Genomic DNA, 14,748 nt, shown 5'->3' with positions numbered 1-14,748 from the left:
TTTTTTGTGCGTTTGACGAGGTGTTTCCATGAAACGGTTATCGGCATCCCGGTCTGCTTACGCCACCAGCATAGGAAAACACATGCGATCAGAAGAAAGTACATGTTAATATTCGGGAGTTGGATGTTATTATGAAAGCGCTTTATGTTTTGAGGTGATACGCCAAGGGGGAAAGGGATATCCGGTTCACAAGGAGATGAGCAGCTCGAAATTCGAGTAGTTATCAGAAGTGCAAAGGTAAAAAAATTGTAAGAAATATGGAAGGAAGCGATATGAATGAGAAGAAAATGGAGTTTGGTTTTGATGAGCGCGCTAATCACCTTAACGGCGGTCGGCTGTAATGGTGCCAAGGAAGCAGGTGGCGGAACCTCCGGTTCTTCGGGCGCTGCCGCTGACGGCAAGCTGTCCTTCACGATGTCCATGGCAACCAGCGGAAACAAACATGTCGAGCGTTCGAAGGATGTAAATGAAGAGAGATGGGTGAAGGAGCTTGAGAAGCTGACCAATACGGATATTGAGCTGACCATGCTTCCACTGAAGGACTTCGATAGCAAAATGACTTTAATGTTTGCCTCTAATGATATTCCGGATGTCGTACAGAACGTGGGAGGGGCTACAAGCAAGGGGATGTCCGGTTCCGTAGAAGCAGGCGTATTTATGCCGCTTGACGACTTGCTGAAGGAGCATGCTCCGAATTTGATGAAGAGTGTGCCGAAGGAAGCCTGGCAGGAGACAAGCTATGACGGCAAAATTTATGGAATACCGGCATGGCTGTCCAACCCGTCCCGGAGAGGGCTGTATATCCGGACCGATCTGCTGGAAAAGACAGGGCTCCCGGCGCCAAAAACGGTGGATGAATTTTTGGACGTAATGCGTGAGATGAAGAAGGAAGGCGTTGAGTTCCCGTATCAAATGCGGGAGAACTTTAAATATGCCGACACGATTCTGGGGGCGTTCGATGTGCTGCCATCCCAGTACGAACTGCAGAACGGGGAGGTTGTTCCCAAGTTCTTTGACGTGGAAAATATGACGAAGGCACTGGAGACCTATAAGACCATGTACGATGAAGGTTTGATTCCCAAAGATTTTGCGACCCTGACCTCCAGTGACTATGGCAAAAACATTGAGAGCGGTAAATCCGGCATGTGGTCCGCCAACGCCCAGCTTTTGGCAGGCTTCCGCGGCAAGCTGAAAAATGCCGTACCAGACGCCAAGGTTGATATCATTGCATCGCCGCGCGGTCCGGAGAACACCGGAGGCCATCTTCTGTATTCAAGCATTAATACGTCTTACTATATTAATAGCAAGGTCTCAGAGGAGAAGGCCATCGGCATTATCAAGTTTTTTGACTGGATGCTGACGCCGGAGGCGGAGACATATTTCTCGTTCGGGATTGAAGGTGAAACTTACACCCGGGAGAACGGCGCAATCAAGTTCACGCCTCCATCCACGCCTGAAGCCATGGATGAAGACGGTTTCCGCAGCATGTTCTGGTTCGTCCACGATATGGTGTACAACAAGGCAAAGGAAGAGTTGACCGAGGACGGGCAGGACATGATCAAGTTCATGGATACGGTGGTCTTCAAGGAAGGGCTGGGGTCGATCCGCTTCTCCCCGGCATTGGACGCGTATTCCAAATATCCGGATACCGCACCGCAAGGCGATGACGTGGGGCCGAAGCTGGTTCTCGATCATATGATCAAGATGATTTATGGCAGAGAGCCGATCTCGGATTGGCCGAAAGTGATTGAGGAATATAAGAAGAAGGGTGGCCTTGAGATTATTAAGGAAGCCACAGACCGCTACAACGAGGGGAAGGGCGTTGTCATCTCGGAAAACCGGAAATAACTAACCGATTCATGAAGAGAAGGAGATGTTCACATGAGCTTGCATGATATGAGCGGCAAACAAGCTGTATTCTTCGAGCAAATCATGGGGTTGCCGGTCTTCGATACCCATACCCATCTTATCGGTGACCGGCTTGGCGCAAGGGACTTTTGGGAGATCGCCCATTACTTCTGGTTCTACCGAGAGCTGCAAGCCGGTGGCTACCCGGATGAAGCGGATAAATTGCCGGAGGCGGAGCGAATTGCTGCTTTTCTAAAAGCCTATCAATCAACGAGAAGCACGCTGATGAACTGGGTATTCACCTCCATTATGCGTGAATTATACGGAGTCATCATCAAGGATGAACATTCGGTGCGGGAAGCTATGGCTCGCGTACGGCAAGCGTCCGCCGAAGAGGGCTGGGCACAACAAACGGCAGACCGGATGAACATCCGCCGGTTTGTCGTGAATCATCCCGAACATGCAACGTTTCAAGGCATGCGGGATGATGCCGTATTGATCCCCCGGATTGACGGGGTGCTGGGTCCATGGGTTGACCGCATGGTGCATTCTAATGATCCGGCCAGGACTTTTCTGGATGTGAGAGGCGAGATTGACCTGCTGCTCGGCGGATTTCGCGAAGCTGGCCTCCCGGGCATCATGACAACGCTGCCGCGGTATGAATCGAGTTCGCATATCCGTAAGGAGATTGGGCCCGCAAGCGGGCGTGACGACATTCTGATGGAGCTGCTGCATGTCATATGTGGTGCTGCGGAGCGGAACGGCCTGCTCGTACAGCTGTTTCTGGGAGTAGAGAGGTCGTGGTGCGGTACGGCGTTCCCGGCCAACGATACAGAGCGGATTCTCAAGCTGACTGCTTTGTTTGAGTCGTATCGTTGTGAATTTGAGCTTGTGCTTGCATCGGAGCTCAACAATCTTGATGCGGTGCAGGCAGCCTGGAATTTCCCGAACGTTCATGTCGGCGGCATGTGGTGGTTCAACTTCCGGGCAAGCACCTACCGGGACAGCATGCAGTACCGTCTGGAGGCACTCCCGGCAAGCAAGAGCTCGATTATCGTCTCCGATGCCCGCTGTATGGAATGGAGTTACGGCAAGAATTTGCTTGTGAAGAAGCTGGTTGCCGAGTTTCTGTGGGAGCGGGTCCTATCTGGCTGGATCGACGAGGAGACGGCGCTGCATACGGCAAATGGATGGTTCTACGCGAGTGCCATGAGACGCTATGGCATTCGTTCGGGAGGTATTTGAGGGAAATAGGTTGACACATCGATAATTCTCGATATAATGATACGTATGAAACCAATCGAAGTTTTTAAAGCGTTGTCGAATGAATCGCGGCTTGAAATATTGCAGTGGCTCAAGGAACCGGAACAACATTTTACACCCCACGAAGGGATTGATATGAGGAAAGTCGGGGTATGCGTAAGCCAGGTGACCGAGAAACTGAATATGACGCAGTCCACCGCATCGCAATATTTATCGATTCTGCATCGGGCAGGTTTGATCAAGACGGAGCGGCTTGGAAAATTCACGTATTATAAGCGGGATGAAGAAGTTATCCAAGAAATCGGAGAGTATTTGAAGCAGGAGATATAACGCAGGTACTGAATGATTCCTTAAGAAATAAGGAATATTCAGTCTTGCTCCGTACTATATATCTATATATTGCGATATGTCTTTTTATTGGTTTAACATATCGACAATTCACGATATATAAATTTAAGATAAAGGTGGAATTTGCAATTATGACAGGTGCTTGGAAGATTTATTTTTTGGCTATCGTTAGTTTTTTAGTGGGAACATCGGAGTATATTATATCGGGAGTTTTGGATAAAATTGCGGATTCGTTAGGAATTACGATAACCGCTGCTGGCCAGCTGATCACGATTTTCTCTTTGGTATATGCGATCTTGACCCCTATTCTTATGGCGCTGACCGCTAGAGTAGAGAGACGGAAGCTGTTGGTTTATTCATTGGGTATTTTTGTGATCGCGAATCTATTGTCATTTGCCCTTCCGGGGTATATTCCGTTTGTGATTGCGCGCGTTATTATGGCGATGGGGGCAGGGATGGTAGTTGTAACGGCGCTCGGGATTGCCGCCAAAATCGCACCGCCGGGTAAACAGGCGAGTTCAATCGCTACGGTTGTCATGGGCTTCACAGCTTCCCTGATCATTGGCGTCCCCCTCGGTCGTGTCGTAGCTGCTGTTTTTGGGTGGAAATCCGTATTTGGTTTCATAGCCATTCTAGGAGTTGTTTCCATGATCGTGCTGCATAAGGCGATTCCAAAAACAAAAGGAGATGCTCCCGTGCCGCTGCTCCAGCAATTTGCGCTGCTCAAAAAGACTAAAGTCGCACTCGGTTTGGCGATCACGTTCTTCTGGCTGGGCGGGTACTCCATTGCCTATACGTACCTGTCTCCTTACCTTCTTCAAGTCAGCGGCCTGAACGAAGGTCTGATTAGTGCAGCACTGTTTGCCTTTGGCATTGCCAGCCTTATCGGCTCCAAGTTCGGCGGATTCAGTACGGATCGATGGGGAGTGCCGCTTACATTAACCGGTGGCATGCTTCTGCATATTCTCGCGCTAATCGTTCTGACCTTTACCCAAGCAGCCGTATCTGTCATCTTCGTGTTTGCGATTCTTGTGATATGGTCGTTATCCGCCTGGTCTTCGGGTCCGACGCAGCAGTATAACCTCGTCCAGTTGGAGCCGAATTCATCCGGGGTTATGCTAGGCCTGAACCAGTCCGTGATGCAGCTCGCCATGGCTGCGGGCGCAGGCATCGGAGGGGTTGCCGTGGAGCAATGGTCCTTATCGTCCATCACCTGGATCGGTGCCGGGGGCGTTGCCATAGCCATGGTAGTGTCGTTTGTACTTTTCCGATTAGGAAAGCGGGAGAGCACCGAGCGCGTGCCATTGGGAGCTTAATGTGAGTAACCGCTGGTGACAGCTATGCTGTAACGGCGCCTGATATGCAGCATCTTCAAACAAGGTCGGAAAACGAAAGAATCTGTAAGACATAACCCCCTTCTCCAGCGAAAAAACGGACATCAATTTGACGCCCCAAAATGAGAAAGTTTATGCTATGATCAATGGATGGCGGAAAATTTGGTTCCAAATTTTGCGGAGGAGGAGATGCGATTGGCTAAGCTTAAAGATATCGCCGAACGGGTCGGGGTATCCATATCTACGGTTTCGCGGGCCATCAGCAATGATGCAAGCCGTCCGGTCAGCGAGGATACCAAGCAGAAAATCAGGCAAGCTGCGCTTGATCTTGGATATAAACTACCTGAGCCATCCAAAAGTGTACATGATAACGGCACGGCCGATAAGCGGGTTGTCTGTGTCGTGCCCCAAAACCTGATGGACGACCACCCGTATTTCTCAACGGTTCTTGCCGGTTTCCATAAAAAAATGGAGGAACTCGGACAGCCCCCGGCGATCGTTCGTACATGCGAGGAAATCGGCGATGCGGACAAAATAAGCCTTATGCTTAGGGAGACAGGAGCCCAGGGGATTGTAGCCGTCAGCTGGTACGACAAGGAGTTGTTTGAACTGATACAGCAGGCCGGGGTTGCCATCATGGGTGTGAGTTTGAATGATGAGCGGCTGACCGTGCCCGTTGTAGACTGTGACCGGATTTTATCAGCGAGGGCAGCCGTACGCCACCTGATTGACCAGGGGCACACGCGAATCGCTTATATCGGGGGGCCTGCGTATTCCAAGCAGATGGAGAGCGAAGAACGGTATGTCGGATATAAATTCGCTATGCTGGAAGCCAAACTGGAAGTGCGCGAGGAGTGGCTGATGAATACGGGATGGAATGTGGATCGGAGCTTCAGCAAGATGTCCGAGCTATTGGGAGGGCTTCCCAAAGAGTTATGGCCAACTGCTGTTTTTTGTGCCAGCGACATGCTTGCCATTCCAGCCATGCGTGCCGTTGTCGAGAATCAAGGTCGCATACCGGAAGATATCGCAATCGTGGGGATGGATAACATTGATGTAGCCCAATATACAACGCCTCCGTTAACCTCGGTTTCCGTGCCCAAATACGAGATCGGCAGGGTGGCTGCCAAATCCATCGTGGATTATTTGGACGGACATTTCAAGGTGGCAACCAAAATATTACTGCCATGCTCATTGATTGTTCGGGAGTCCTCAAGTTTCACAAGAGAGTGAAATTAACTGATTCAATATGTATGATTAGATAACATGAAAAGATAAAAAAGATCATTGAACAGCTGTCGGCTTGAAATCCGACAGCTGTTTTTTTGCAGGTTTTACCTAAATTTTGAAGTTTTTGCGCCAAAAAAGTCCAAAAAGTGTTTGACAATGCCATATTGCTATATTATTATGAGTGAAAATCAATGATATGTTTGGAATAGAATTTCTGATTTTGGAATTCGGAATAAACGACACTTCGCACATTTCCACTTTGTTTTTGTTTGCGCTTTCATTCCTTTTATATAAATGGATTATAAGAATAAATCAATTCCCCTTATTAATGTATTAGGCCCTGCGCTTGCTCAGCGTTATGCCTTTCATATACCAATACATATCCAAATAAAATCCTGAATTAACCAAATTAATGTCCAAAACAAATCCAAGAAATGAAATAACACCTGACTTGTTCGGGTTTTATTTATAAAAAATATTGCGTTACTATATCTAACATATAGTGCGCTCCAAAACCATATTGGCTAACGGATAGCTTGAGGTGGAGGTAGCTTAGTCATATGACGGATTGCAGAGAAAAGGAGGGAAATCATAAACGAGTACTTTCCAAGCTCCATTCATGTGAATTGGAACTGATCCGCTGAATGAGCGGATATCCCAATGCTTTAATGGCATGTGAAGATCGCTTTGCTAGTGTTACGAGGTTAACCCAATCCATACATACGAGGTGATGCTCATTGGCTAATACGACCCTGCAGCCCGCAGCAACCGCGGTACCTGAAACGAAACGTAAGCGCTTACTGTGGAATCGTGTTTTACGTAATTGGCAGCTTTATGCCCTGATTTCACCGGTCATCGCCTATTACATCCTGTTCCAGTATGTTCCGATGTACGGCATCCAGATCGCCTTTAAGGATTTTATAGCAACGAAAGGGATATGGGGCAGTCCGTGGGTCGGCTTTGAGCACTTCGATCGCTTTTTCAACAGTTATTATTTCTGGCGCCTGATTAAGAACACGCTGGGCATCGGTTTATACAGCCTTGCTGTCGGTTTTCCGATCCCGATTATTCTGGCTTTGCTCATGAACGAGGTTCGGGCTGAACGTTTCAAGAAATTCGTGCAGACCATCACGTATGCTCCTCACTTTCTGTCTACCGTGGTCGTTGTCGGGATGATGATGATTTTCCTGTCGCCCCGCTACGGCATCATCAATCATTTTATTGAAATGTTTGGCGGTCAGCCGATCAATTTCATGACGGAGCCCTCCTGGTTCAAATCTCTGTACGTTCTGTCGGATGTATGGCAGACCATGGGCTGGAGCTCCATTATCTATTTGGCAGCCCTTGCCGGCATAGACAACCAACTGCACGAAGCTGCGCGTGTCGATGGTGCGACCAGGCTTCAGCGCATATGGCATATTAACATCCCAGGCATTATGCCAACGATCATCATCCTCTTGATCCTGAACATGGGCAGCATTATGGGGATCGGGTTTGAGAAGGTGCTCCTGATGCAAAACAACCTGAATATGGAGAGCTCCGACATTATTGCCACCTATGTCTACCGAATGGGGATTCAGAATGCCGAGTACAGTTTCTCCGCAGCCATCGGATTGTTTAATTCCGTCATCAATTTTGTCCTGCTGGTTGTCGTGAACTTTATTTCGAAGCGCGTGAGCGAGACCAGTCTTTGGTAAAGAGGGGAGCGAAAGAGCCATGCAAATTGAAACCAGAGGGGACCGCATTTTTAATGTTATCAACTATACGATTCTGATCCTGGTCACCATCATTGTTATGTACCCGCTGGTCTTTGTGCTCAGCGCATCGTTTAGCGACCCGCAGGCGGTTCTGAGGGGCGAGATGCTGCTGTGGCCCAAGGGAGTCAACCTGAATTCCTATGTGAAAATTTTCCAGAACAAGGATATCATCAGCGGCTTTACCAATACGCTGGTGTATACGTCGCTTGGCACATTCATTAATCTCACGATGACTATCCTTGCGGCTTATCCGCTGTCCCGGAAGGATTTTGTCGGGCGAAATGCCATCATGGCGCTGCTGGTCTTCACGATGTTTTTCAGCGGAGGACTCATTCCGACGTACTTGCTGATCAAGAACCTCGGCATGCTGAATACGCTCTGGGTCATGATTATCCCGAATGCCGTATCGATCTGGAACATCATCATTATGCGCACCTTCTTTCAGCAGTCCATACCCGGCGAGCTGCAGGAGGCCGCGACGATCGATGGCTGCTCGAACATTAAAATCTTGACCCGGATCATACTGCCGCTGTCCATGCCGATTATCGCGGTGACCATTTTGTTCTATGCGGTCGGTCATTGGAATGCGTTCTTCAATGCACTTCTGTATTTATCGGATAAAGATAAATTTCCGCTGCAGCTCATCCTGCGCGAAATTCTGATTCAGGGACAAACGAACGACATGGTCAAAATGTCGACCGAATCGGCGATCAAGCAGCAAAGGGAAGTGGAGGGCATTAAGTACGCGGTGCTGGTCGTGGCTAATCTTCCGGTACTGGCGCTCTATCCGTTCCTGCAGCGGTATTTTGTCAAAGGCGTGATGATTGGGGCCATCAAAGGATAATTCCTTGCATGGATATATGGATGGAACATGAAAAGGGGAGGATTACGGATGAAGCTGAAGCAATGGGGAAGTCTTCTGTTGACCTGCATGTTGTCGGTATCGTTGACGGTGGGCTGCAGTTCGAAAGGTTCGGGAGGAACGGCTGAATCGGACTCCGCGGGTGAAGGGAAAACAGCGATTAATGAGACCGGGTTTCCGATTGTCAGTGACAAGATGACGGTGACCGGATTTGCCGGAAAGTTCTTTGCCAACGCCGACTGGAACAACATCAAGCTGTGGCAGGAATATGAGAAAATGACCAATATTCAGGTACAGTGGGACACGGTGCACAAGGACAACTTGGCGGAAAAACGGAATCTGCTGCTCGCCGGCGGCGATTATCCGGAAATGTTCTATGCTTCCGCATTCCCGAGGCCAGATCTGCTAAAATACGGCAAGCAGGGCGCTTTTATCCCGCTGAATGACCTGATTGATCAATATGCGCCGAATTTCAAGGCATTGATGGAGAAATATCCTGTCATCGAGAAGGGGATTACGATGCCGGACGGCAACATTTACGGGCTTCCGACGCTGTACGATCCGGAATTCCGGTCCGTGCTCTACGGAACGCCGTGGGTGAAGTCGGAGTGGCTGACAAAGCTTGGCCTTCAAGAGCCGCAGACGCTGGATGAATTCTACGATATGTTGAAAGCGTTTAAGGAGAAGGATCCGAACGGCAACGGCCAGAAGGATGAATATGCATGGGGCGGCGTGGGAACTACCGGTATCGTTAACTATTTGCGAGGTTCGTTCGGCCTCAATTATCACGGAACCTCGAACATTAACGTGGATACCGATCCGGCGAGCGGAAAGGTCCGGTTCATTCCGACGGACCCAAGATACAAGGAACTGCTTCAGTTCGTGAACAAGCTGTACAAGGACGGCCTGTTGGAGCAGGATATCATGTCCGTGAAGAGCACGGAGGTAGACGCCAAAGGCGTGGAAGGTCTTCTCGGCGTCGTTGATAATGTGGACCCGATCGCCATCTACAACCAAGAGGGTTATGTAGGGCTTCCGGTATTGAAGGGGCCGCACGGCGATCAGATGTTCAGCGCCACGGGCTCTCCGCTGGGGAACATTGGGATGTTTGTCCTGACCGATAAAGCGAAGAATCCGGCCGCGCTGATCCGCTGGATGGATTACTTCTACAGTGACGAGGGCATCCGCATGTTCTTCATGGGCTGGGAAGATGAAACGTATAAGGAAGATGCTGATGGCAATGTGGATTACGTGGACGAGATCAAGAACAATCCGGAGGGTCTCAATCTGGACCAGGCGGTAGGGCAGTATCTGATATGGCCTGGCGGATATTATCCGGGCTTCGTGAAGCAGAAGTATTTCAAGGGAGCAGAAGGCCTGCCGACGTCCGTAGAGAATGCAAAAAAAGCCGAGCCGTACGTCATACCTCAAGACAAGGTCTGGCCGCCGTTTAACTTTACCGCCGATGAGCAGTCTGAGCTTACCGGTATCCAGACCGACATTAATACGTACGTGGATGAGATGCGGGATAAATTCATAGCTGGCAACGAGTCCTTTGATAACTGGGATCAATACGTAGCTAACCTGCAAAAGATGGGGTCGGAGCGCTATCTGGCCATTTACCAGTCCGCGGCTGATCGATATACCAAATAAAAGCGAGTAGCAGAACCTAAAAGGAGCGACATGATATGACACAATTGAAAGCCATATTGATTGGGGCAGGCGCGCGCGGCGCCGGGGGGTATGCCCCTTATGCCCTGGATTATCCGCATGAGCTGACCTTCGTGGCCGTGGCCGAGGCCGATCCGGCGCGGCGAATCCGTTTTGCCGAGAAGCATGGAATTCCGCCGGAACGGTGTTATGAATCCTGGGAGCCGCTGCTGGCGGAGCCCTGCCTTGCCGATATCGCCGTCATCTGTACACAGGATCGCATGCACTATGGCCCAACCATGCAAGCTCTGGAGAAACAGTATCATGTGCTTCTGGAGAAACCGATGTCTCCGGAACCGAAGGAGTGTCTTGAGATGGAGCAGGCGGCCATTCGTAACAACCGGCTGCTGACCATATGCCATGTTCTGAGATATACCCCTTTTTGGAGTACCATCAAACGCGTGATTCAGGAAGGGACCATCGGTGAGGTGGCTTCGATCCAACTGAACGAGAATGTGGGATACTGGCATATCGCGCACAGCTTTGTGCGGGGGAATTGGAATAACTCCGACAAGGCAAGCCCGATGATACTGGCTAAATCCTGCCATGACATGGATGTGCTGTCGTGGCTGATGGACCGGCCGTGTACGCAGGTCACTTCGTTTGGCTCCCTGATGCATTTCCGGGAGGAGCAGGCTCCCGAAGGTTCGGCCGATCGGTGCCTCGATTGCCAGGTGGAACCAACCTGTCCGTATTCGGCACCACGGTTTTACTTGAGCGACCAGTACAAGGGATGGGCGGGGCATTTCACCCAGGAGCTGACCAAGCCGAACATCATTCAAGGGCTTCGCGATACGGACTATGGCCGCTGCGTATATCGGAGCGATAACAATGTGGTCGATCATCAGGTCGTTAACATGGAGTTTGAGGGCGGTGCCACCGCGATGTTCAGCATGTGCGGATTCACGTATGAACAGGAGCGCAGAATTCAGATCATGGGCACCCGCGGCGAGCTTCGGGGAGAGGAAGGCAAGATTACGGTTTACGATTTCCTGACCGGACAGAAAACGGAGATCACGATTCCTTCGCAGTCCAGCGGACATGGCGGGGGCGACAGCGGAATTGTGGCGAGCTTCCTGAAGGAGGTTCGGAGCTATAACGGGCAGGAGAGCCTGACGTCAGCTAGTGCCTCCGTGCGAAGCCACCTTATTGCGTTCGCGGCGGAGAAATCGAGGTTGAATCACGGCCAATCCATCAATTTGAACGAATATGCGCGGGAATTGATGGCGGAAGGAAACGCAGTGAAATAAATGAAATTATATTAAAAATACATCATATGAAAAATTCGCAATAGATACCAAGAAGAAGCCGCCGATCTCGTGGATCCGCGGCTTCTTCTTTTTTATTTCACCTGATCAATGGACAGGCTGACTTTATAATTGCCGTACTTCAGAAGCTCTTCCAGAAAATCATTCAATTCCTTGGGTGAGCTGGCCCGTACTCTTAACCAATAACACCCTTCACCACTGACGCGATGGGTTTCGGCAACCATGTCATGTGACTGAACAAAGGATAACGTGTTTAACACCATGAACATGGTAATAAACGCATGAACCGTCAGACCGATTTTGTCCGGATTCCAGCGCAGCGTAAAGCCTTCAATGACACCCAGATCCTGCAGCTTCCGAACACGGGCCCCGACGGCTTGCCCTGTCAAATGTACCTGCTGTCCAATGGCTTTGTGAGATAGGCTCGCATCCTCCAGCAGGTGATGTAATATGCGAAGATCGACTTTGTCGAGTTCATGAGCGCTTGGCATGGTCATTTCCTTTCACGATGAAAGTGAGTTCCCCTAATTCCTTTCACGAAGCTGTAGGCGGGAATATTAGCGTTCTCTATAATGGATTCAGAACCATATTAAATGAAACAAAGGGGAAATGAAAGTGAAACTTCAGCTTATACGTAATGCTACGTTAAGAATACAGTATGCCCATCTTGAACTGCTGGTCGATCCGATGTTTAGCAATGCCAAGGCGAACCCGCCGGTCATCAACACTGCGAATGACAGACGGAATCCGCTTGTGCCGCTGCCGTTCTCCATGGCTGACAAGCTCCGTCCGAACGCGGTGCTGGTCACGCACCTGCACCTGGATCACTGGGATCAAGCTGCTATGGATGCACTGCCAAAGACGACGCCGATTCTGTGTCAACCGGGGGACGAGGATACCTTGGCATCGCAAGGTTTTACGTCCGTGACGGCAGTCCAGGAAACCCTGGAATATGAAGGGGTTACGATAATCCGAACCGGCGGTCATCACGGTACGGGTGAGATCGGTCAGATGATGGGGCAGGTATCCGGTTTTATTTTGAAGGCAGAAGGACAGCCGACCCTGTATATAGCAGGCGATACCATCTGGTGTGATGAAGTGAAAGAAGTTTTGGATGACCACAAGCCTGATATGACGGTGGTCAACGCCGGCGGTGCCCGGTTTCTCACGGGAGATCCGATCATCATGGATGAGGACGATGTGATTGAACTGCTGCGTTATGCTCCCCACACAAAGGCGGTTGCGGTCCATATGGAAGCCATCAACCACTGCCTTGTGACAAGAGAGGGGCTATCTGGCCGTCTGGCAGCGGAAGGTCTGCGCGCACAAATGGAAATTCCGCAGGATGGCGAATGGGTCGAATGGAAAGCGTAATATGCAACAGCTCGGCATGGCAGGGGGGCTGTCCCAAAAGATCTTAGATCTTGCGGGGGCCCCTTCTTGCTGTTAGAAGACGCTCCGTGTACGAATCGTTTCTCCCATCGCTGTTGCCCCCACATTTCTTGGAATGGTTCTGAGCAAGGGCGAAATGTGGGGGCAAAGGCGAGCGCTGACGCTTGTCCAAAACCGATTCGTCCTCTCCGCTACGCCGTGCAGATTGCTTACTTTTAGACGCAAAGAAACCGTTCTTTGGTAAAATGGTGGTGCTACCCAAACCATGTACGAAAGGAACGGTTTCTTTTGTACATTCAATTACCATGGACCAACTCGATCTGCCAATGGATTTGTAGGAAGATATTCCTTAGGCACCATCTAGTTCGCGTCGTAATGAAGCCAATCAACCGTTTGGACGACCGAATTTTTGTGAGTGCCTATCCCGGCGGCGGTCGAGACAGCTACCATCCCAAGATGCTCACTAAAGTCTTCGTCTACGCTTACACACAACGGATCTTCTCGTCAGATCGCCAAAGCCGTTCGCAAGAATGTTATGTTCATGTGGATTGCCGGGAGAATCTTCGAAGCGAGGAGGGTCATGCGTTGTCGGTTCGGCGAATGGTCGAGCCGGAAAGTGTGTTTGGGCAGATCAAAAATAACCGGGGATTCCGGCGCATTCTGCTTCGGGGCTTGCATAAGGCGAGCCTGGAGGTCGGGTGGCTTTCGCTTGCCAAAATAATCCCCATTCCAACAGGAACGATATTTAATCCTGACATACTAGATGTCAGGATTTATGATTTATCATTCGATTCAGAAGTCAAAAAGTACGAGACGCGAGGAGTGTTAACGATGAAACTCGACAGGCTGCTAGGCATTACGATGGAATTGTTGACCAAAAAAAGAGTGACGGCCACAACGCTTGCCGCCCGGTATGAAGTCTCGGTTCGTACGATCTACCGCGATGTGGACCTCATTAATCAGGCTGGAATCCCGGTTGCTTCCTATCCCGGTGCGGATGGCGGCTTTGAATTGATGAGCGGGTTCTATCTGACGAGGCAGCACTTCTCCGTTGATGACTTTTTGGCGATCTACAATCTTTTGAAGGGCATCGAAAGGACTGTGAAGGGGAGATACACCACCATCATGAAGAAGCTCGGAACCTTGCAGCCCGCCCTGTTGAACGGAGGATGTCATGAACAAATCCTATTCGATATGAGCACGTCGGAACATGAGCGGGCATGGGTACAGCCCATTCTAAATGCCATTGAACGCTCGAACCTGATGACCCTTCATTATACGAGCACATCCGGCAGCTGCTCGGAGCGGCAAGTGGAGCCGCTCCAGCTGTACTGGGAACAAGGCGTGTGGTATTTGGAGGCTTACTGCTTGTTAAAGCAGGCAAAACGAATCTTCAGAGTATCGCGCATATCCAGTCTTGAAGTATCCACTGACACGTTCTTCCCAAGAGGTAACCTGGTTCGGGAGGATCAGGAGGCGGTGCCGGGTATACAGGCTCATCTTCGTTTCGATACTTCCGCGGGACCGCGGGTGACCGAGCAATTTCCGGAGGCCTTCATCTCTGGCGAGGGACTTCTCGATGTCCAAACCATTTTTTATACCAAAGCTTATGCGATCTCGGTGATCTTAAGCTACGGTTCCAAGGTGGAGATCCTCTCCCCGCCGGAACTGAAAGAAGATTTGCTGCAGGAGCTGGAGGAAATTCGTAAACGTTATGAATGATGAACAATCCAACA

General features: G+C 50.1%; 12 protein-coding genes and 1 pseudogene. 12 read left to right on the top strand and 1 reads right to left on the bottom strand.

Going from position 1 to position 14,748, the window contains the following annotated elements; all coding sequences use genetic code 11:
* Positions 1-276: 276 nt before the first annotated feature.
* The 9 genes from MHH48_RS26255 to MHH48_RS26215 all read left to right on the top strand — a co-directional run bounded on the left by MHH48_RS26255 (position 277) and on the right by MHH48_RS26215 (position 11,602).
* On the top strand, positions 277-1,848 hold the full coding sequence (locus MHH48_RS26255) for an extracellular solute-binding protein (RefSeq protein WP_076324179.1): 1,572 nt from the start codon (positions 277-279) through the stop codon (positions 1,846-1,848).
* 33 nt (positions 1,849-1,881) lie between these two features.
* Positions 1,882-3,093 (top strand): glucuronate isomerase, encoded by a 1,212-nt coding sequence (locus MHH48_RS26250; protein ID WP_076324178.1) that lies wholly within the window; start codon positions 1,882-1,884, stop codon positions 3,091-3,093.
* Between the two features lie 45 nt (positions 3,094-3,138).
* Complete coding sequence (locus MHH48_RS26245; protein WP_076324483.1) at positions 3,139-3,441, top strand: metalloregulator ArsR/SmtB family transcription factor; 303 nt, start codon at positions 3,139-3,141, stop codon at positions 3,439-3,441.
* 149 nt (positions 3,442-3,590) lie between these two features.
* On the top strand, positions 3,591-4,775 hold the full coding sequence (locus tag MHH48_RS26240; protein WP_076324177.1) for an MFS transporter: 1,185 nt from the start codon (positions 3,591-3,593) through the stop codon (positions 4,773-4,775).
* A gap of 213 nt (positions 4,776-4,988) precedes the next feature.
* Complete coding sequence (locus MHH48_RS26235; RefSeq protein WP_076324176.1) at positions 4,989-6,026, top strand: LacI family DNA-binding transcriptional regulator; 1,038 nt, start codon at positions 4,989-4,991, stop codon at positions 6,024-6,026.
* Positions 6,027-6,760: 734 nt separating this feature from the next.
* Positions 6,761-7,720 carry an ABC transporter permease subunit gene (locus MHH48_RS26230; RefSeq protein ID WP_076324175.1) on the top strand — a complete coding sequence of 320 codons (960 nt, stop codon included), beginning with the start codon at positions 6,761-6,763 and terminating at the stop codon, positions 7,718-7,720.
* Positions 7,721-7,739: 19 nt separating this feature from the next.
* The gene (locus MHH48_RS26225) at positions 7,740-8,624 is read left to right on the top strand and encodes a carbohydrate ABC transporter permease (RefSeq protein ID WP_076324174.1); all 885 of its coding nucleotides are present in this window, start codon (positions 7,740-7,742) and stop codon (positions 8,622-8,624) included.
* Between the two features lie 48 nt (positions 8,625-8,672).
* On the top strand, positions 8,673-10,295 hold the full coding sequence (locus MHH48_RS26220; RefSeq protein ID WP_076324173.1) for an extracellular solute-binding protein: 1,623 nt from the start codon (positions 8,673-8,675) through the stop codon (positions 10,293-10,295).
* A 35-nt stretch (positions 10,296-10,330) separates the two neighbouring features.
* Positions 10,331-11,602 carry a Gfo/Idh/MocA family oxidoreductase gene (locus tag MHH48_RS26215; protein ID WP_076324172.1) on the top strand — a complete coding sequence of 424 codons (1,272 nt, stop codon included), beginning with the start codon at positions 10,331-10,333 and terminating at the stop codon, positions 11,600-11,602.
* 92 nt (positions 11,603-11,694) lie between these two features.
* Here the strand turns inward: MHH48_RS26215 and MHH48_RS26210 are convergent, their stop codons facing one another.
* Positions 11,695-12,111 carry an Lrp/AsnC family transcriptional regulator gene (locus MHH48_RS26210; protein ID WP_076324171.1) on the bottom strand — a complete coding sequence of 139 codons (417 nt, stop codon included), beginning with the start codon at positions 12,109-12,111 and terminating at the stop codon, positions 11,695-11,697.
* A gap of 124 nt (positions 12,112-12,235) precedes the next feature.
* Here MHH48_RS26210 and MHH48_RS26205 point away from each other — a divergent pair, with 124 nt between their 5' ends.
* The 3 genes and pseudogenes from MHH48_RS26205 to MHH48_RS26195 all read left to right on the top strand — a co-directional run bounded on the left by MHH48_RS26205 (position 12,236) and on the right by MHH48_RS26195 (position 14,734).
* On the top strand, positions 12,236-12,994 hold the full coding sequence (locus MHH48_RS26205) for an MBL fold metallo-hydrolase (RefSeq protein ID WP_076324170.1): 759 nt from the start codon (positions 12,236-12,238) through the stop codon (positions 12,992-12,994).
* A gap of 393 nt (positions 12,995-13,387) precedes the next feature.
* Positions 13,388-13,660, top strand: a pseudogene (locus MHH48_RS26200) (hypothetical protein); the annotation flags it as partial.
* A 183-nt stretch (positions 13,661-13,843) separates the two neighbouring features.
* The gene (locus tag MHH48_RS26195; RefSeq protein WP_076324482.1) at positions 13,844-14,734 is read left to right on the top strand and encodes a YafY family protein; all 891 of its coding nucleotides are present in this window, start codon (positions 13,844-13,846) and stop codon (positions 14,732-14,734) included.
* Positions 14,735-14,748 lie beyond the last annotated feature (14 nt).

The sequence above is a fragment of the Paenibacillus sp. FSL F4-0100 genome (genome assembly GCF_037993005.1).
Taxonomy (GTDB): Bacteria; Bacillota; Bacilli; order Paenibacillales; family Paenibacillaceae; genus Paenibacillus_AQ.
The sequence above is the reverse complement of the archived record's forward strand: the minus strand, read 5'-3'. Positions and strand labels throughout refer to the sequence as shown.

What these genes read in the sequence shown, in the direction of transcription:
- MHH48_RS26255 (WP_076324179.1), top strand. Translation starts at nt 277, where the DNA reads ATGAGAAGAAAATGGAGTTTGGTTTTGATGAGCGCGCTAATCACCTTA.
- MHH48_RS26250 (WP_076324178.1), top strand. Translation starts at nt 1,882, where the DNA reads ATGAGCTTGCATGATATGAGCGGCAAACAAGCTGTATTCTTCGAGCAA.
- MHH48_RS26245 (WP_076324483.1), top strand. Translation starts at nt 3,139, where the DNA reads ATGAAACCAATCGAAGTTTTTAAAGCGTTGTCGAATGAATCGCGGCTT.
- MHH48_RS26240 (WP_076324177.1), top strand. Translation starts at nt 3,591, where the DNA reads ATGACAGGTGCTTGGAAGATTTATTTTTTGGCTATCGTTAGTTTTTTA.
- MHH48_RS26225 (WP_076324174.1), top strand. Translation starts at nt 7,740, where the DNA reads ATGCAAATTGAAACCAGAGGGGACCGCATTTTTAATGTTATCAACTAT.
- MHH48_RS26220 (WP_076324173.1), top strand. Translation starts at nt 8,673, where the DNA reads ATGAAGCTGAAGCAATGGGGAAGTCTTCTGTTGACCTGCATGTTGTCG.
- MHH48_RS26215 (WP_076324172.1), top strand. Translation starts at nt 10,331, where the DNA reads ATGACACAATTGAAAGCCATATTGATTGGGGCAGGCGCGCGCGGCGCC.
- MHH48_RS26210 (WP_076324171.1), bottom strand. Translation starts at nt 12,111, where the DNA reads ATGCCAAGCGCTCATGAACTCGACAAAGTCGATCTTCGCATATTACAT.
- MHH48_RS26195 (WP_076324482.1), top strand. Translation starts at nt 13,844, where the DNA reads ATGAAACTCGACAGGCTGCTAGGCATTACGATGGAATTGTTGACCAAA.